Source organism: Streptomyces sp. NPDC012794 (assembly GCF_042901085.1).
Classification (GTDB): Bacteria; Actinomycetota; Actinomycetes; order Streptomycetales; family Streptomycetaceae; genus Streptomyces.
In genome coordinates this window covers 161,878-180,379 of record NZ_JBIBCI010000005.1, presented here as the reverse complement: position 1 = coordinate 180,379, position 18,502 = coordinate 161,878, and the positions used below count along the sequence as shown (strand labels likewise).

At 75.1% G+C, this 18,502-nt stretch carries 14 protein-coding genes; 5 read left to right on the top strand and 9 right to left on the bottom strand.

What is annotated here, in order from left to right; genetic code table 11:
• Positions 1-161 precede the first annotated feature (161 nt).
• The 5 genes from ACFY7H_RS11665 to ACFY7H_RS11645 all read right to left on the bottom strand — a co-directional run bounded on the left by ACFY7H_RS11665 (position 162) and on the right by ACFY7H_RS11645 (position 5,441).
• Entirely contained in the window at positions 162-776 is a 615-nt protein-coding gene (locus ACFY7H_RS11665) for a hypothetical protein (protein ID WP_388936676.1), read from the bottom strand.
• Positions 773-2,395: a serine/threonine-protein kinase gene (locus tag ACFY7H_RS11660; RefSeq protein WP_388936673.1), complete on the bottom strand. Its 1,623-nt coding sequence runs from the start codon at positions 2,393-2,395 to the stop codon at positions 773-775. Before ACFY7H_RS11660 ends, ACFY7H_RS11665 begins: the two co-directional genes overlap by 4 nt.
• Positions 2,396-2,540: 145 nt before the next feature.
• Positions 2,541-3,797, bottom strand: a complete 1,257-nt coding sequence (locus ACFY7H_RS11655) for a Tm-1-like ATP-binding domain-containing protein (protein ID WP_388936670.1) — start codon at positions 3,795-3,797, stop codon at positions 2,541-2,543.
• Positions 3,798-3,845: 48 nt separating this feature from the next.
• Entirely contained in the window at positions 3,846-4,340 is a 495-nt protein-coding gene (locus tag ACFY7H_RS11650; RefSeq protein ID WP_388936667.1) for an NUDIX domain-containing protein, read from the bottom strand.
• Positions 4,341-4,397: 57 nt separating this feature from the next.
• A complete protein-coding gene (locus tag ACFY7H_RS11645) occupies positions 4,398-5,441 on the bottom strand; it encodes a cation diffusion facilitator family transporter (protein ID WP_388936664.1) in 1,044 nt (347 codons plus the stop codon).
• A 160-nt stretch (positions 5,442-5,601) separates the two neighbouring features.
• Between ACFY7H_RS11645 and ACFY7H_RS11640 the strand changes: the two genes are divergently transcribed.
• The 3 genes from ACFY7H_RS11640 to ACFY7H_RS11630 are packed head-to-tail and all read left to right on the top strand — an operon-like array spanning position 5,602 to position 9,550.
• Complete coding sequence (locus ACFY7H_RS11640) at positions 5,602-7,962, top strand: FHA domain-containing protein (protein WP_388936661.1); 2,361 nt, start codon at positions 5,602-5,604, stop codon at positions 7,960-7,962.
• 8 nt (positions 7,963-7,970) lie between these two features.
• Positions 7,971-8,591, top strand: coding sequence for a hypothetical protein (locus ACFY7H_RS11635; protein ID WP_388936657.1), 621 nt, complete (start codon positions 7,971-7,973; stop codon positions 8,589-8,591).
• On the top strand, positions 8,591-9,550 hold the full coding sequence (locus tag ACFY7H_RS11630; RefSeq protein WP_388936655.1) for a serine/threonine-protein kinase: 960 nt from the start codon (positions 8,591-8,593) through the stop codon (positions 9,548-9,550). The genes ACFY7H_RS11635 and ACFY7H_RS11630 overlap by 1 nt, the downstream gene beginning before the upstream one ends.
• Positions 9,551-9,576: 26 nt before the next feature.
• Here the strand turns inward: ACFY7H_RS11630 and ACFY7H_RS11625 are convergent, their stop codons facing one another.
• Positions 9,577-10,839, bottom strand: a complete 1,263-nt coding sequence (locus tag ACFY7H_RS11625) for a streptophobe family protein (RefSeq protein ID WP_388936652.1) — start codon at positions 10,837-10,839, stop codon at positions 9,577-9,579.
• A gap of 370 nt (positions 10,840-11,209) precedes the next feature.
• Here ACFY7H_RS11625 and ACFY7H_RS11620 point away from each other — a divergent pair, with 370 nt between their 5' ends.
• Together ACFY7H_RS11620 and ACFY7H_RS11615 are read left to right on the top strand one after the other, a co-directional pair.
• The gene (locus ACFY7H_RS11620; RefSeq protein ID WP_388936649.1) at positions 11,210-12,304 is read left to right on the top strand and encodes a DUF6777 domain-containing protein; all 1,095 of its coding nucleotides are present in this window, start codon (positions 11,210-11,212) and stop codon (positions 12,302-12,304) included.
• A gap of 120 nt (positions 12,305-12,424) precedes the next feature.
• Positions 12,425-14,509, top strand: a complete 2,085-nt coding sequence (locus ACFY7H_RS11615; protein WP_388936646.1) for a SpoIIE family protein phosphatase — start codon at positions 12,425-12,427, stop codon at positions 14,507-14,509.
• Positions 14,510-14,512: 3 nt separating this feature from the next.
• On the opposite strand, the gene ACFY7H_RS11610 is transcribed toward ACFY7H_RS11615, so the two are convergent.
• The 3 genes from ACFY7H_RS11610 to modA all read right to left on the bottom strand — a co-directional run bounded on the left by ACFY7H_RS11610 (position 14,513) and on the right by modA (position 18,424).
• Entirely contained in the window at positions 14,513-15,244 is a 732-nt protein-coding gene (locus ACFY7H_RS11610) for a DUF4328 domain-containing protein (RefSeq protein ID WP_388936643.1), read from the bottom strand.
• Between the two features lie 290 nt (positions 15,245-15,534).
• Positions 15,535-17,463 carry an ABC transporter permease gene (locus ACFY7H_RS11605; RefSeq protein WP_388936641.1) on the bottom strand — a complete coding sequence of 643 codons (1,929 nt, stop codon included), beginning with the start codon at positions 17,461-17,463 and terminating at the stop codon, positions 15,535-15,537.
• A 139-nt stretch (positions 17,464-17,602) separates the two neighbouring features.
• The gene (gene modA, locus ACFY7H_RS11600; protein ID WP_388936639.1) at positions 17,603-18,424 is read right to left on the bottom strand and encodes a molybdate ABC transporter substrate-binding protein; all 822 of its coding nucleotides are present in this window, start codon (positions 18,422-18,424) and stop codon (positions 17,603-17,605) included.
• Positions 18,425-18,502 lie beyond the last annotated feature (78 nt).

The window sequence follows — 18,502 nt, the reverse complement described above, 5'->3', positions numbered from 1 at the left end:
GGACCGTCCGGACGGGGCATCCGTCCGGACCGGGAGCCGTCCGGCGCCGTCCCGCCGACCGCTTCCCACCGACTCCGTCCCCCGGTTGCGGCGGGGGACGGGAACGCGTAACGGCCCGCGGCGGCTCCCCGGAGCCGCCGCGGGCCGTTACGCGTTCCCCGCTACCGGGGGCACCGGTAGGTGAACTCGGCCGCCGCCGTCCTCCGCTCGGGCGAGAGCAGCTGGAGTTCGGCGCGCGCCGGGTAGCCGCCGGTTCCCCGGAAGGTCCACAGGAGGTGCAAGGTGGCCTCCTCGCGCCCGCCGGGCACCCGCTCCGTGAGCTCCTCCGACCGGGTGCCGTCGCTGCGGACCCAGCGGTAGGTGAGGGTTCCCGGGCGCCCATTGGTGCGTACGACGGCCACCACATCGGCGGTCGCGTCGCACCCGGGCCCCCGCGGGTCGGTGGCCACCGACAGGTCCCGTACCTCGACGGCCGGCCCGAACCGCTGCCAGCCCAGGTAGCCGAGCACCGCGGCGAGCACCACGGCGGCCAGGGTGTACCGGCGCCAGCCGCCGCCCGGCCGCGCGGCCGGCCGGGGCGCGGGGGGCCCGGGGTGGACGGGGAACGGCGGGGCCATCGCCGCCGTCACCCCCGGCCCGAACCGCAGTACGGAACCCTCGACCCGGTCGGGCGCGGCGTCCGCCGGGGGCGGCGGACCGCTGAACCAGTGGCTGCCGAGCACGGTGGCGCTGTACTCGTCCTCGTCGGGGCCCAGCGGGGCGCGCGGATCGCTCATCGTGGCGGCTCCTGGGTGGGCTCCTGGGTCTGGCAGCGGGCCAGCAGCTGGGAAGCGGAGGCCGAGCCGTTCCCCGCGGCGGGCCGGGTCGTGACCCGCACGCCGCCGTAGCAGCCGTGGCCCCGGCTGAAGGTGTGGGCCTGGACCACCTGGGCGAGGGAGCCGGCCCGCACGACGACGGTGTCGGTGCCGTCGGGAACGGAGTACGAACCCGGCTTGCCGCCCAGGAACCACTCCAGTACGACGGTGACCGGCCCGCTGCCCTGGGCCGCCACCGAGACGGTGGCCTCGCCCCGGTAGACCCCGGGCTTGAGCGTGACGTCGACCTCGGTCACCCTCAGCGTGGGGGAGGGCGTCGGGGTCGGCCAGTGGGTCACCGTCGGCTTGGGCGTGGGGCTCGGCGACGGGCTCGCACTCACCGGGTGCGACGGGGTGGGCGTCGGCGTCGGGGTCGGCGTGACACCGGCCGACGGGGACGCCGACGGCCACGCCGACGGCGACGCCGGGGCCGGGACGGACGGCCCGGGCGCGGGCGACGCGGACCCGGGCGGGGCCGGGCTCGTCGTGGCGAAGTCGCTGAGCGCCGAGGCCGCGGGCGGGGTGCCGCCGATCGCGTCCGTCGTGAGCACCAGCAGCGCGCCCAGCACCAGGGCCAGGCCCGTCGCCAGCCAGCCCCCGCGCCCGGGAGCCCAGCCGGCCCGGCCGACCGTGGTCGTCGCCACCGCCGTGGTGCCCGCCGCCGCGCCGGCCGCGGACGGGAACAGCAGCGGCAGCAGGGCCGCCAGTGCGGCGAGCCTGCGCTGACCGCGCTCCTCCCACTGGGGGCCGTAGGCCGCCACCGCCACCGCCTCCAGCTCCGCGACGAACGCCTCGGCGTTCTCCGGGCGCTGCTCCGGCCGCTTGGCCAGCCCCCGGCGGATGAGCGGGCGTACCGGCTCGGGGGCCTCGGTCTCCGGCACCGGGGCCTCGATGTGCTGGACGGCGAGCTCCGCGAAGCTCGCCCCGTCATACGGTTTGCGGCCGGTCAGCAGCTCGAAGAAGGTCGCGGTGGCCGCGTACACGTCGGCCGTCGGCGAGGCCGGCCGCCCCTGCCACTGCTCCGGGGCCATGTAGGCGGGGGTGCCCGCCACCCCCGGGGTGGTGTCCCGGCCCGCCGCGATGCCGAAGTCCACCAGCTTGGAGGAGCCGTCGGGTGCGACCAGGACGTTCTCCGGCTTGTAGTCGCGGTGCACGACACCGGCCCGGTGGGCCGCGGCCAGCCCGAGCAGGGAGCCCTTCAGCACCACCAGCGCGGCCTCGGCGTCCGCCGGCCCCGACTCCCGCATCACCGCGCGCAGGGAGATCCCGTCGACCAGCTCCATCACGATCGCCGCGCCGCCCGGTGCCTCCACGTACTCGTACAGGCCCACCACGTACGGCGACACGAGCCCGCCCAGCAGCCGGGCCTCCGCGCGGAATTCCCGTACGAAGGCCGGGTCCTCGCGCATCCGCTCGCTGAGGTACTTCACCGCGACCGCGGTGCCCGTGGCGTCGTGGAGCGCGAGCACGACCCGGCCGCTGCCGCCCGCGCCGAGCTCCCGGACCTCGGTATAGCCGGGTACCGTCCACCCGTTGCCCATCCTGCGCCCCCGTCCGTGGCGTCGCCGGCCGCCCGCGGCGGCCGGCCGGTCGTCGAACCGGGCCGGCCGCCGCGGTCTGTTCCCTCCGGAGGACGGCTTTCCGCCACGGCCGGTTCCCCACCCCGCCGCGTGTCCCGGAGCGTGGTCAGGCCGCCGCCGCCACCGCCCCGATCATGGCGTGCAGCCGGTCGGCCGCCGCCCGCCCGAAGGACGGGTCGTTGATGTGGGTGTCGTAGTCGTAGAGCCGGGCCGCGCTGCCCCGCAGCCCCTCGCGCAGCGCCGAGAACAGCGCCAGGTCGGCGCCCGGGTCGTGGTACGGGCCGCCCGGCGCGCCGAGCGTGGACAGCCCGCGCAGCGGGAGGCACACCGCGGTCGGCCCGGTCGCCGCGCGGAGTTTGCCGGCCACCCTCCGCCCCAGCTCGGCGCATTCCGACTCGGTCGTACGGATCACCGTGATCGACGGGTTGTGGACGCGGACCCGGCGGTAGCGCACCCGCTCGGGCAGGGTCTCCATCGGCCCGAACTTCACCATGTCCAGCGCCCCCAGGCTCACCACCTGCGGCACCCCGGCCCGCCCCGCCGCGCTGAGCCGGTCGGGGCCGGCGCTCAGGATGCCCCCGCACAGGTCGTCGGCGAGTTCGCTCAGGGTCAGGTCCAGCACCCCCGCGAACACCCCCTGCCCGGCGAGCGTCTCCAGGGTGCGGCCGCCCGCGCCGCTGACGTGGAAGACCAGGACCTCGTACCCCAGCTGCTCCAGCCGTTCCCGGGCCGCGTCCACCCCGGTCGTGGTCACCCCCGCCATGCTCGCGGCCACCAGCGGCCGCGAGCCGGCGCCCAGCCGGGCCGGCCGGCTGCGGTCCAGCACGGAACGTGCGAAACCCTTCGCCATCCCGGCCATCGCCTCCGCCGCATTGGCCAGCACCGGTTCCGAGACGCTGTTGATCCCGGCGATGTCCACCACGCTGTACATCATGGTGATGTCCGCGGAACCCACGTAGGGGGACACGTCCCCGGACGCCATCGACGAGACCATCATCTTCGGCACGCCCAGCGGCAGCGCCCGCATCGCCCGCGTAGCGATGGAGGTGCCCCCGCTGCCCCCGATCGCGAGCACGCCGTGCAGGCGGCCCTCGGCGTGCAGGCGTAACAGGGTCGCCTCGGCGCCCCGGGCCATCGTGGTCACGGCCGCGCCCCGGTCGGCGGCCGTGCGCAGGTCCGGCAGTTCCGTGCCCGCCGCCCGCGCCACCTCTTCGCGCGGCACGTCCGCGGTCACACGGGGCTCACCCATGATCCCCGTGTCCACCAGCACCACTTCGACGCCGGCGCGCAGCAGCCTCTCGCGCAGCCAGCCGTACTCGACACCCTTGGTGTCCAGGGTTCCCACCAGCACGACGTTCGTCATAAGTGCAATGTCCACGGAGGTGGCGTTTGTTGGCAAGTAAAGGTCAGGTCAATCTGACAAGAGCACCATGAGACGGTCGAGAAAAGGAATTTGACTGACAATCAGTTTGGTGCGTGCGAGCGGGGGCGCGAACCAGGCCACCCGGTCCAGCTCGGGGAACTCCCGCTCGACGCCCGAGTGCGGCGGCCACTCCATGGTGAAGGTGCCCGGCACTGTCAGCGCGGGGTCGAGGTCCGCCTCCACGGCCCAGATGGTCACGAGCTTCCCGCTGCTGAGCCGCACGTCGCCCAGCGGCAGGTACTCCCCCTCCGGCGGGGGCAGCCCCAGCTCCTCGGTGAACTCCCGGCGGGCCGCGTCCCGGGGCGTCTCGTCCGGCCCGTACTCGCCCTTCGGGATCGCCCAGCCCCCGTCGTCCCGCCCGGCCCAGAGCGGACCGCCCATATGGCCGAGCAGCACCTCCACCCCGATGCCGGTGGTCCGGCGGAACAGCAGCAGGCCCGCGCTCCGCCGGTACCTCTTCGCATCCGTCACGGGGCCATACATGCCCCGCCGGAGCCCCGCTCAGTGCTCGGCCGCCGCCGGCGTGGCGCGGGCCGGCCGTCAGTGCGCGTGCGGCCCCTCGCGGTGCACCGGGCCGTGGGCGTCCGCGCAGTGCGGGTCCGCGCCGCCCGGTGCCTCGCCCACCCGGCCGACCGACAGCAGGGCGTCCTGCACGTGGTCCACCTGCAAGGTGGTGTGGGTGATCCCGTACTCCTTCGCCAGCAGCAGCTCCAGCTCCCGCCGTACCGCGTGGCAGTCGCCCGCCGGCTCCACCAGCACGTGCGCGGACAGGGCCGCCTGCCCGGAGGTGATCGTCCAGATGTGCAGGTCGTGCACCTCGGTGACGGGCGCGTGGTGCACCAGGCGGTCGCCGACCGCGTCCGGGTCCACATGCGCCGGTGCGGCCTCCAGGAAGATCCGGCCGGAATCGCGGACCAGCCCGTAGCCCGCCTTGACCATCAGCACCACCACGACCAGCGTGGCGATCGCGTCGGCCTGCACGAAGCCGGTCGTGAGCACGATCAGACCGGACACGGCCGTGCCGATGAAGGCGAACAGGTCGTTCAGGATGTGCTGGTAGGCGCCCTCCACCGCGAGCGAGGACCGGTTCGCCCGCGAGATGCACCAGGCCGCGCCGATGTTCACCACGATCCCCGCCAGCGCCGTCACCAGCACCAGCCCGCCCTCCACCGGAGGCGGATCCGTCAGCCGCCGCACCGCCTCGTACGCCAGCCAGACCGCCAGCAGCAGCAGGGTCAGCCCGTTGGCCTGCGCCGAGAGTATCTCCGCGCGCTTGAGGCCGTACGTGAAGCCGCCCCGCGCCGGGCGTGCCGCCAGTCGCATCGCGATCAGCGCGAGGACGATCGAGACGGCGTCCGTCAGCATGTGCGCGGCATCGGAGATCAGGGCCAGGGAGTGGGCCATCACGCCGATGACCACCTCCACGGCCATGAAGCCGCCGATCAGCCCGAGGGCGATCGCCAGCCAGCGGCGGTCCGCGTCCGCGCCCACACCGTGGCTGTGCCCGGCGTGCCCGTGGTCCGCGTGCCCGTGTCCGGTGTGGTCCGCCCCGGTGTCCTCGTGCGCGTGGTCGTGCCGACTCATGGCTTCCCCCGTCTGTTCGGTTCCGACGCGTGAAGTGAAGCGCACCGCGGCGAGATCGGCAAAGGCTGCAACGGGGACCGTTGTCATTCCCCATAAGAACCCTCTGACCTGCGGTGATGTCTCTTCTGCCGGTTGCGCCGGTTCATGGGAAAATCTGTTCATGGTCCAGCGGCCCGGTGCGGCGACCGCGCCCGAACTCGTCCTGGAAACCGCCACGGGCTCCACCCCCATCAGCCCGGGCCGGACCTACCACGTCGGCCGGGACCCCCTCTGCGAGATCTGCCTCGAGGACGCCCGCGTCTCCTGGCGCCACGCCGTCCTGCGCCCCGAGGGGGACCACTGGACCGTCGAGGACGAGGGCAGCACCAACGGCACCTGGGCAGACGGCCACCGTGTCCACGAGCGGGCCGTCGGCCCCGGCAGCGAACTGCGGTTCGGGAGCGCGCAGGACGGCCCGCGCGCCGTCCTCACCACCCGTACGCCGCCCCTTGCCGCCGCCTCGCGCCCCTCCCGCGTCGCCGATCCGGCCATGACCGGAACCTTCCGCAGCCCCACCAGCATCCGGCCCCTGCCCGCCCGGACCACCGTCCGCATCGGCCGCGGCCCGGGCAACGACCTCGTCATCGACGACCTCGTCGTCTCCCGCCGGCACGCCGAACTGCGCGCCCTCGCCGACGGCACCTACGAGATCGCCGACCTCGGCAGCCACAACGGCACCTACCTCAACGGCGCCCCCGTCGGACGCGCCCCCCTCACCGAGGGCGACATCGTCGGCATCGGCCACTCCGCCTTCTGCCTCGTCGGCGACCAACTCCAGGAGTACACCGACACCGGCGAGGTCTCCCTCGACGTCCAAGACCTCGCCGTCGCCGTCGACCACGGCCGCAAGACCCTCCTCGACCACGTCTCCTTCCCGGTCGGCGTCACCTCGCTGCTCGCCGTCGTCGGCCCCAGCGGCGCCGGGAAGTCCACCCTCCTCGGCGCCCTCACCGGACTGCGCCCCGCCGACCACGGCACCGTCCTCTACGACGGCCGCGACCTCTACCGCGACTACGCCGAACTGCGCTCCCGCATCGGGCTCGTCCCCCAGGACGACATCCTGCACGCCCAGCTCACCGTCCGCCGCGCCCTCGCCTACGCCGCCGAACTGCGCTTCCCGCAGGACACCGCCAAGGCCGAACGGCTCGCCCGGGTCGACGAGGTCATCGACGGGCTCGGCCTGGAGCAGCGCGCCGACCAGCCCATCCACAGCCTCTCCGGCGGCCAGCGCAAACGCGTCTCCGTCGCCCTGGAACTGCTCACCAAGCCCTCCCTGCTCTTCCTCGACGAACCCACCTCCGGCCTCGACCCCGGCATGGACCGCTCCGTCATGCACATGCTGCGCGGCCTCGCCGACGACGGCCGCACCGTCATCGTGGTCACCCACAGCGTCCTCAGCCTCGACGTCTGCGACCGGCTCCTCGTCCTCGCCCCCGGCGGCCGCGTCGCCTGGTACGGACCGCCCGGGGAAACCCTCGGCTTCTTCGGCTTCGACCAGTGGCCCGAGGCCTTCGAGGCCTTCGAGAACCAGCGCGACCGCGACTGGGCGGGCGAGTACGAGGCCTCGCCCCAGTACCGCGCGTACGTGGCGGGCGCCCTCCGCCGCCCTCCGTCCCCGGACACCGGGGCGCCCGGCCCGGCCGGCTTCGCCGCCCCTGCGCCGAAGGCGCAGAGCCGGCGCTCCCAGCTCTCCACCCTGATCCGCCGGTACGCCACCGCGCTCAGCGCCGACCGCACCTTCCTCGCCATCATGATCGCGCTGCCGTTCGTGATGGGCGCCATGGCCCGCGCCCTGGCCGGCAGCGCCCTCACCCGGGAGACCGCGATCAACGCCCTGCTCATCCTGTGCGTCGGCGGCGTCCTGACCGGAGCCGCCAACGCGGTCCGCGAACTCGTCAAGGAACGCGTCATCTACCAGCGTGAACGCGCCGTCGGACTGTCCAGATCCGCCTACCTGCTGTCGAAGGTGGCGGTACTCGGCGCGATCACCGTGGCCCAGGCCGTCGTCCTGACGCTCGTCGGCCTGTTCGGCGTGCGGCTCGGACCGCCCGGCGCCACCGGGGTCTTCCTGCCGAGGCTCGCCGAGATCACCCTCGCCGTCGCCCTGCTCTCCTTCACCGCCATGATGCTCGGCCTCCTGGTCTCCGCCCTGGTCAGGAAGGAAGAGGTCACCATGCCGCTGCTGGTCCTCCTCGCCATCGTGCAGGTGGTCTTCTGCGGGGCGCTCCTCCAGCTCGACGGTGTGCCGGTGATCGGCCAGCTGGCCTGGCTGGTGCCCTCCCGCTGGGCGCTCGGCGCGATGGCCGGCACCATCGACCTCGGCGGGATCGTTCCGGGCACCCTCACCGACGACCCGCTCTTCGCCCCCTCCGCCGGGGTCTGGCTGCTGGACGTCGGCATGCTGGCCGTCCTGTCCCTGCTCTTCGGACTCCTGGTCGCACGGCTGCTGAGGCGGCACGAACCCGCCGTGATGCGGAAGTAGGCCCGGCGATGACCGACTCCCCGGAGCCCGGCGCCGGCTTCCGCCCCACGCACGTGGTCCCGCAGGACGGGCTGCCCGCCTGGGAGGCCCCGGACGTCTCCCGGCCCACCACCGCCCTTGACCCCTTCCTCCCCGTCCGGCTGCTGTCCCGGCACGGCGAATGGGGGGAGATCGAGTGCGCCAACGGCTGGACCGCCTGGGTCGACGGACGGCTGCTCGTCGCCGTGCCCCGGCCACCGCCGACCGCCGGCCGCTCCCTGGAGCGGACCGAGGACCCCGGACCGCTCCTCACCCGCACGGCCGACGCCCTGGAACGCTACCGGCGGGCCCTGCGGGAGACCGCCCCCGGCGCCACCGCCGGCGAGGGCTTCCGGCAGGCCGTGGAGGGCCTGCGCGCCGGGATCGTGATCGACGGCGAGTCCGTATGGGTGTACGAGGAGACGGCGGGACGGTGGGTGTACGCCGACGGGAGCCGACTGACCACCTACGCGGTCGTCTCGGAACCGAGTGCCCCGCCCGCGCCGGGGCCGGCGCGGCGGGAGACGGACACCGGGGAACGTGCCGGCGTACGCGAGGAACCGCACGAGCCCACGCGCGTCGCGGACCGGCCCGACGGAGGAGGCCTCTGATGGGGGACACCGCCTCACCCGTGGGACGGGCCTCGGAACTGACCGGCAGGCGGTTCGCCGGGTACCTCGTCGAGGACGAGATCGGGCGCGGCGGGATGGCGGTCGTCTACCGCGCCCGGGACCTGCGCCTGGACCGGACGGTCGCGCTGAAGCTGCTGGCCCCCCAGCTGGCCCTGAACGACACCTTCCGGCAGCGGTTCGCCCACGAGTCGAAGGTCGCGGCCGCCATCGACCACCCGCACATCGTGCCCGTCTTCGAGGCGGGCGAGACCGACGGCCTCCTCTACATCGCCATGCGCTACGTCGCCGGACAGGACCTGCGGGCCCTGCTGGACCGCACGGGCCCGCTGCCCGTCGAGACGGCGGCCCGGATCGCCGGCCAGGTGGCCTCAGCGCTCGACGCCGCGCACGCCCACGACCTGGTGCACCGGGACGTGAAGCCCGGCAACGTCCTGATCGCCGAGGGCACCGACAGCGAACACCCCGAGCACGCCTACCTCACCGACTTCGGCCTCACGAAAAGGTCCCTGTCGCTCACCGGCTTCACCAGCGTCGGACAGTTCGTCGGGACCCTGGACTACGTGGCGCCCGAGCAGATCGCCGGGAAGCCGGTCGACGGGCGCTGCGACGTGTACAGCCTCGGCTGCGTCGTCCACGAGATGCTGACCGGCGGCCCGCCGTTCCGGCGGGAGGACGACATGGCCCTGCTCTGGGCCCACCAGTACGATCCGCCGCCCCCGGCCCGCGAGCGCCGCCCGGAGCTGCCGGCCGCGGTGGACGAGGTGCTGGCCAAGGCCCTCGCGAAGTCGCCCGGTGAACGGTGGGGGACCTGCCTGGAGTTCACCGGCGCGCTGCGCCGGGCGGGTGCCGCAGCGCCCCGGGCGCACGGGCCGGGCCCGGACGGGGCCCCGCCGCCCCCGCCGCCGCGATGGGCGCTGCCCGTGTTCCGGGGCAGGTAGGACGGGGTGCGGGGACGGTTCCCGGTTCAGGGGACCCGGCCCGGGTGGCGCAGGGGGCGGGCCAGGAGGGCGCCGAGGAAGCCGGCCACCGCGCCCCACAGCAGGGCGAGGCCGGTCGTCCGCCACAGCAGGGCGGTGAGCTCCACGCTGCCGCCGAGCCCGGAGACGTCCCCGAGCCCCAGCAGGGACAGCCCCAACCGGGCCCGCACCCCGGCCAGCAGACACACCGTCAGCGTGGCCAGCGCCAGGGCCACCGCAAGGTGCAGCGCGTGCTGCCAGGGGCGGACCTCGGCGGGGGAGCGTACGGCGGCCAGGACGCCCGTGCCGAGCAGCGCGACGGCGGCCACCGCGACCAGCCACCACGCCCGCGGGTCCCGCTGCGCGAGCGAGGCCACATCGACGGTGGCCCCCCCGGGGCCGCGCAGCAGCTGGTCCAGCAGCTGCGGCACCGGCAGGCCGAAGGGCCCCTCGGCCGCCCCCTGCCAGGCACCGCCGAAGCCCACGGTCAGGGCGAGCCAGGCCAGGTTCGGCAGGCCGAGCAGGAGCACGGCCAGGGTGCGGGCCGCGTGCCCCTGGGTGGCGGCCACCACCAGGCCGGTACCGATGCCGAGGACCACGTACGCCAGCAGCAGCACGGCCGTCGCGTGCGCGGCCGGACGCACCGCCGTGTGGAAGCGCAGCAGCCCGGCCGGGAGCGCAGTACGGCGGGAGACCAGCAGGGCGATCAGCAGCAGGCCCAGGAACCACAGCAGCCCGAAGAAGAGGGTGGGCCCGAGCGGGGCCCGGAACCCCGCCGTCGGCGCGGAGTCGAGGAGCTCGCCGAACTCCCCGAGCGGGGAGTCACCGGGGGACAGCCCGAAGGTCCGGCGGGCCGGCAGCGCGAACAGGGCCAGCAGCGCCAGCCACAGCACCGCCGTCCGGCCCGCCCGGGCCGGCAGCTCACGGGGCCCGGCCACCGCGCGGTGGCGCAGCGGCCGCAGGAAGAGATACCCGGTGGTGAGCGCACCGGCCAGGCTCACCGAGAGCGGGAGCACGGACAGGGTCGCCTCGGCACCGGCCAGGAACCCGGCGTCCCCGGACACCTCGACGGTACCCCCGGCCGCCAGCACCACGACCGCGGCGACCACCCGCGGGAACGCCCCGCCCGGCAGGTCTCCGGCACCGGCGCAGGCCAGCCCGGCGGCGGCCACCGCGGTCATCACGGCGAAGCCCGCCACGACGGCGACCAGGGCGTCCCGCCAGGCGCGCGCGGAAAGCCGCGCCGGGGTCCTCGCGGAGGTACGGCTCACCCTGCAACGGTGGCACCCCCGGCTTGCGGGCACCAGCCGGACGGCACACACAATGGGCGGCAACAGTGCTGGAAATCCATGTATGCCGGTTGTTTCCGTATTCCGCCCTCAGATCTGATTCCTGACGTACCGGGATTCCGCTGCCAGGGAAGAGGAGCCCGTGACCACGCAACCCTCCGGCGAGCGGCCGCCCCAGCCGCACCGGCCGCCGACACCGCCGTCACAGCCGTCACCGCCGCCGTCACCCGGGCGGCCCACCGGGCCGCCGTCCGGTCCGCTTTCGGGCGGCGGCGGGGAACCCCCGCCTCCACCGCCCGCCCCGCCCGGCGGGCCCGGTGGGGAGCCGCCCCGGGCCCCCTGGTGGCGGTCGGTGCCCGGGCTGGCGACGGTGGCCGTGGCGCTCGCCGCCGTGGTCACCCTGGTGGTGGTACTCACCCGGCCCGGCGGTGGCGGGGGCGGCACCCCGCAGCAGGCCGAGGCCGAGGTGTTCCTCCAGCCGGCCGCCGCGGCCGGCCGGGACCCCTTCACCGAGTCCACGGCGGCCGAACGGGCGACCCCGCCGCCGCAGCCCCCGCCGCAGGACACCGCCACGCCGACGGGCCCCTCGGGCACCCGCAGCGTCAGCGGCTCCGCGCCGGGCCTCTACGGCGGCACCAAGGACGTCGCCAGCTGCGACGTGGAGAAGCAGATCACCGCGCTGACCGCGGAGCCCGCCAAGAACGCCGCCTTCGCCTCGGCCCTCGGCATCCCGGTGACGGCCGTCCCCGGCCACCTGCGCGCGCTCACCCCCGTGCAGCTGCGGACCGACACCCGGGTCACCAACCACGGCTACCGCGACGGCCGCGCCACCCCCTACCAGGCCGTGCTCCAGGCCGGGACGGCCGTGCTCGTCGACGACCGCGGCGTGCCGAGGGTGCGCTGCGCCTGCGGGAACCCGCTGGGACCGCCCGTGGCGCTGAAGGCCGATCCCAAGCGCTTCGGCCGGCCCTGGGCCTCGTACCGGCCGGCCCAGGTGGTGGTCATCGCGCCGTCGGTGACGGTGGTGCGGACGTTCGTCATCTACGACCACCACGACCGCCGCTGGCTGGAACGGCACCGCGGCGCGGACCGGCGGCCGGACAGGCCCGTCCCGCCGCCGGTCGGGCCGCCCGTCGTGTCCCCGCCGGCCGTCTCCCCGCCCGTCGTGTCGCCCCCGCTCCCCGTCACGCCCCCGCTCCCCGTCGCGCCGTCGGAACCCGTCCCACCGTCGGAACCCCCCTCCCCGGCGACCACACCGCCGCCCTCCCCTTCGGAACCCGCGACCGAAGCGGGCACCCCGACGGCCACCGGCACGGACGCCGCCACCCGGTCCACCCCGCCTCCGGGCACCACCGACCGGACGACGGCCCCGCCGCCCGCCACCCCCTCCTCGCCCGGCGCGCTCCCGCCGGACGCGGACGCGGGGGCCGCCTCGCCCCCCGCCTGAGGCCCACCGGCAGAGCGTGCCGAGGGCGCCGCGCCGGGCGCCGCCAGGGACCCGCCGGGGCAGGGCTCCTGACGGCGCGCAACGGCTGCCGCGCGAGGGGAACAGTGAGACCCTGGCTGCATGGACCAGCGGGGACGGACCCCGGAGGTCGACTGGCCCGCGCGGCCCGACCTGAGCCTCGCGCTCAACCGGATGGGCACCTTCGACTGGGACCTCGACAGCGGGCGCATGCACCTGGACACCACCGCCCTCGAGGTCCTCGGTCTGCGCCCGGAACAGTTCGACGGGACCCCCGCCGGGCTGCGCCGCCGTGTCGTCCCGGACGACCGGGCACGGCTGGACGGCCGCGTGGAGCAGGCGCTGGGGGACGGCCGCAGCCACTACGGCGCCTACTTCCGCACCCTGGGCGAGGACGGCTCGACGGCCTGGACCCATGTCCAGGGCCACATCCTGCGGGACCCGCACGGCCGCGCGTACCGGGTCATCGGGGTCCTCCGCGACGCCGCCGAGGACCCCGGTGAGCCCGGGGCCGCGGGCGAGCGCGACGAGGGCCGGCGCCGGATGACCGGGGTCGTCGAGCGGACCACCGCGATCCTCGCGCACGCCCGCACCGTCAACGACGTGACCGACGTCCTCAAGGACCCCGAGGCCCTCGGACACCTCGGTGCCGTCAGCGTCATGCTCGGCGTCGTCGACGGCGGCCGGATCCACCTGGTCGCGGAGGGCCAGCTGGGCTCGTACGTACCCGAGATCGAGTACACGCGCATCGACGCCGACTTCCCGATGAGCGAGGCCGTACGGACCCTGCAGCCGGTCTTCCTCGCCTCGCGGGAGGAGTTCCAGCGCCGTTACCCTCTGCTGTGGCCGTACATCGAGCCGCTGGCGGTGCGTAGCGGGGTGTACCTGCCGCTCATCGCCCAGGGCCGGCCGGTCGGCGCGCTCGGACTGCTGTACACCCGCGACGGGGACTTCAACGCGGAGGAACGGAACCTGCTGGTGGCGCTCGGCAGCGGGATCGCACAGGGGCTCCAGCGGGCCATGCTCTTCGAGCAGGAGCACGACCTCGCCGAGGGGCTCCAGCGGGCCATGCTGCCCCGGGTGATTCCGCAGGTGCCGGGCGCGCAGATCGCGGTGCGGTACCGGGCCGCCCGGATCGGGCGGGACATCGGCGGCGACTGGTACGACGTGGTCCCCCTCGGCGAAGGACGCGTCGGGGTGGCGATCGGGGACGTCGAGGGCCACGACACGGACGCGGCCGCCGTCATGGGCCAGCTGCGGATCGTGCTCCGCGCCTACGTCCTGGAGGGCCACACCCCCGGCACGGCGATGGCGCGGGCCTCGGCCTTCCTGCGCGACCTGGCGACGGAGCGCTTCGCCACCTGCACCTACGCCGAACTCGACCTGAACTCCGGGATGCTGCACATCGTGCGGGCCGGTCACCTCGATCCGGTCGTGCGGCGCGGGGACGGCAGCTGCCACCGGATCCGGGTGGCCGGCGGGCTGCCCCTCGGCCTGCCCCCGCGGGAGCAGCGGGGCAGCGGTACCGGATACCCCGTCACCACCGTCGAACTGCACCCCGGGGACACCCTGCTGCTGTGCACGGACGGCCTCGTCGAACGGCCCGGCGACGACTCCGAGACCGGGATGCGGGAATTGCTGGAGGCGGCCGAGCACGGCCCGGCCGACGTCGAGGAACTCGCCGACGTGCTCTGCGACCTCGTCGGGGACGCGGGCGGCGGGGACGACATGGCCCTGCTCCTGCTGCGCCGGCGCGGCGACCCCGCCCCGCGCGGTGGCGGTCCGCTCCACCAGCGCCTGGTGCCCGGGGACCCGGACGGCCCGGCGATGGCCCGGCACCTGATCCGGGCGGCCGCGGCCGCCTGGGGCGCCCGGGAGCGGGCCGACGAGGTCGAGCTGGCCGCGGACGAGCTGATGGTCAACGCCCTCGTCCACACCGACGGGGGCGGGCAGGTCTCCTTGCGGCTGACGGCCGCGGGCCGGATCCGGATCGAGGTCGAGGACCACAGCAGCGCCATGCCCCGCCGCCGCGAGGCCGACGACTGGGCGGTGTCGGGCCGCGGCCTGCTGCTGGTCGAACGGCTCGCGGACGACTGGGGAGTGGAGCCCCGGGGCGCCGGGAAGTGCGTCTGGTGCGAGTTCGCGGTCCCCGCACCCGGCCGGGCCGACGGCCCCGCGGACGGCTGAGCGTCAGACGGCGGTGTACGGGCCCTGCGCCGACTTCACGTTCTGCAAAGCGGTCAGCTTCCGGACGAACAGCACCGCGAGGACGGCCGCGGCGACCACGGTCAGGTCGGCGACGGTGCCGAACGCGGAGACGTCGCGCAGCTTCTCCGGGGACTCGGCGCGGACGTAGAGCACGCGGAAGACCCGTTCGAGGACCAGCGACACGGCCCACACGGTCCACCAGGAGGTCACCGGAACCGTGGACACGTGGCGGTACGAGCCGTCCGGCGCGAGCTGGACGCTCGCCTCCCAGGTCTGCTTGGCCACCCGGTACGGCAGGAAGAGGTTGCCGACCGGGACGAACCAGGAGCCGATGGCCCAGCCGCCCGCCAGGGTGAAGCCGTCGGGACGGAAGAGCTGGCCGTTGACGCGGACCCGGTAGAACCAGATGACGAACACCACGGCCGTGACGGACAGGAACAGCCCCTGGAGGCCTTCCGCGAGACCGGTCAGCAGGTCCGACCGGTCGAGCGAGTCGTCCGGGACCGAGGAGGGGTTCGCGGCGACGTCCCGCATCAGCGACCACGCGTACAGATTGGCGGCGGCCGAGTAGAGGTGGACCACGCCCGCGACGCCGAGCAGCAGCGTCAGCGCGGTCGAGAGGCCCTGCGGGGAGCGCAGCCGCTGGACCGCCGGCGGCGCGGCGGGGTAGGGCTGCCCCGGGTACGGGTGTCCCGGGTACGGCTGTCCGGGCACCGGCTGGCCGGCGTAGGGGGGACCGGTCGGCGCGGGGGCGGCCGGGTACGGGGCCGCACCGTACGGCGGCTGGGGTACGGGACCCTGCGGCGGGGGCGATCCGGGCGCGCTGAAGGACATGGTGAAGGACCCCCCACGGGACGTGCGAAGAATGCGGTGACGAACGGCGGCGAACGGCGGCGAACGAGGTACCGGCGGCGGCCGGCGCTCCGGTCCGGGCAGCGTTGAACATATTGTCAGGGCCGCGTCCGCCGTCCAAACGGTTCTCCTCCGGCCCCTCCCCGGCACGGTCAGAGGGGAACCAGCGTGACCTCCGTGGCCTTCACGCTCGTCCAGACCCGCACGCCGTCCGCCACGCCGAGTTCGGCGGCCGCCTCCGGGGTGATCTCCGCGACCAGGTCGGGCGCCTCGCCCGAGGAGACCAGCACGCGCAGCCGGCTGCCCGCCGAGGTGACCTCCCGTACGGTGCCCGGCCACACGTTGCGGGGGCTGCCGCCCGGGCGCTCCCGGTGCAGCGACACCGCCTCCGGGGCGATGATCGCCAGGGCCTGCGATCCCTCCGGCAGCGGCTCCGCCACCACCAGCCGGCCGCCGTCCACCAGTGCGAGCCCCTCGGCGGAGGCGGTGCCGGGCCAGGCGTTGCGGCCCAGCATCCGGGCCACCCACGGCGAGCGGGGATGCCGGGTGACCTCGGCGGGGGGCGCGTCCTGGAGGGTGCGCCCGTCGGCCAGTACGAGGACCCGGTCGGCCAGCGACACCGCCTCGACGGGGTCGTGCGTGACGATCAGGCAGACCCCGCCGAAGCCCGCCAGGTGCCTGCGCAGGGTGTGCCGCACGTGGGCCCGGGTCGTCTGGTCGAGGGCGGCCAGCGGCTCGTCGAGCAGCAGCAGCCGGGGCCGGGCGGCCAACGCCCGGGCCAGGGCCACCCGCTGGGCCTGCCCGCCCGACAGCTGGGCGGGCCGGCGCCGGGCCAGGTGGCCCACGCCGAGCCGGTCCAGCCACAGCTGCGCCTCGCGGCGGGCCTCGGCGCGCCCCACCCCGCGGGCCCGCAGCCCGTACGCGGTGTTGGCCAGGGCGTTCAGGTGCGGGAACAGCGCGCCGTCCTGCGGAACCCAGGCCACCTGCCGCCGGTGCGGGGGCAGTGCGGTGACGTCGGTGTCCCCGAGCCGGAGCGCGGCGCGGGCGCGCGGGGTCAGGCCGAGCAGGGCGCGCAGCAGGGTGGTCTTGCCGGCGCCGTTCTCGCCCACCACGGCGATGGTGGTGCCGGGTCCGGCGTCGAGGGTGAGCTCGTTGAAGCCGGTCACTTCGGCGTGCAGGGCCCAGCGGCCGTCGTCGGCCGGGGCGGGGGCGGGCGGCTCCTCGGCGGCGGCGGGAGCGCCGGCCGGGGGCGCGGGTGCTTCCGGGCCGCCCCCGCGGGCCCGTGCGGTCACGGGCATGCCGTTCCAGCGGCCGCGCAGGGCGATGAGCACGCCCATGGCGATGGCGAGCAGCAGCAGCGACACCGAGGTGGCGGCCTCCGGCTGGTCCTGGAGCAGCAGGTAGACCTGGAGCGGCAGGGTCTGGGTCGTGCCCGGCAGGTTGCCGGCGAAGGTGATGGTCGCCCCGAACTCGCCGAGTGCGCGAGCCCAAGTGAGGGCGGCGCCCGCGATCAGGCCGGGCGCCACCATGGGCATGGTCACCGTGAAGAACACCCGGACCGGTGAGGCGCCGAGGGAGGCGGCGGTCTCCTCGTAGCTCTGCTTCAGCCCGCCCAGTGCTCCCTCCAGGCTGATCACCAGGAACGGCATGGCGACGAAGGTCGCCGCGACGACCGCGCCGGAGGTGTGGAAGGGGAGCGTGACGCCGAAGGTGTCCTCCAGCCACGGCCCGAGGAGTCCGCGCCGTCCGAAGCCGAGCAGCAGCGCGACACCGCCGACGGTCGGCGGGAGCACCATCGGCAGCAGTACCAGGGAGCGGGCGAAGGCCTTGCCCCGGAACTCGACCCGGGCCAGCAGCCAGGCGAGCGGTACGCCGAGGACCAGCGAGAGGCCGAGCGCCCAGAAGGACACCAGCAGCGAGAGCTTCAGGGCCGTCACCACACCGGGGTGCCCGAGGTGGCCGCCGAGTTCGCCCCACCGCGTGTGCGTGAGGATGCCGACGAGCGGCAGCAGCAGGAACGCGACGGCGAGCAGCGCGGGGAGCGCCAGCGTCACGGGGGGCCGGGTGCGGAGTCTGCTCATGGGGTGAGGGCGGTTCCTGGTCGGGGCCGGGGAGGGATCCTACGGAGCGTACGGGCGCGGGCGCCGGACACGCCGCAAGGGCTGCCCCCGGGCCGGGCAGCCCTCCGAGGGGCCTGGCGTTGCAGCCCTCCGAGGGGGCCTAGGCCTTCTGGAAGCCCGCGTCCTGGAGGATCTTCTGCGCCTCGGGGCCGCTCAGCCAGGCCACGAACGCGGCGGCGGCTCCGGCGTTGCGGGACTGCTTGAGGGCGGCGGCGGGGTAGGAGGCGACGGCGTTCTGGGCGTCTGGGATGTCCACGGTGACGACCTTGTCGCCGGACTTGGCGGAGTCCGTCTTGTAGACGAGACCGGCGTCGGCCTCGCCCAGCTCGACCTTGCTCAGGACGGCGCGGACGTTGGGTTCCTGGGAGACGGGCCTCACCTCGATCTTCTGGGCGTCGAGGATCTGCTTGCCGTAGCGCCCGACCGGGACCTCGGGTGCTGCCAGGACGACCTTGATCCTGGAGTCGCCGAGGTCCTTGAGCTCGTCGATCCCGAAGGGGTTGCCCTTGCCGGCGGCGATGACGAGACGGTTCTTCGCGATGACCGTGGCGTCGCCGGTCTCGGCCCGGAGGGCGTCCATGGTCCTGGTGTCGGCGGTGACCAGCACGTCGGCCGGGGCGCCCTGCTTGACCTGGGCGGCGAGTTCCTGCGAACCGGCGAAGGAGATGTTCACCCTGGTGCCCGGGCGGGACTTCTCGTAGGCCTCCTTCGCCGTCCTGAAGGCGTCGGTGAGGGAGGAGGCCGCGAGGACGGTGAGGTGCGCGCCCTTCGCCCCGGCCGGGGAGGAGGGGGAGCCGGCGTCCGCCTCGTGGCCCGCGCCGCCGCCGTTCCCGCAGGCGGACAGCGGGACGAGCAGCGCGGCGGTGAGCGCGGCGGCGACCGTGCGGCGGATGTGGGGAGTGGCGGAGACGTGGGGCTGCATGTGCGTCAAGGTAGGCCGATCGGAGCGGCATGTGCAATTAGTTTGGCCGCATCTCCATGGCAGATGCCGTGACGCTTG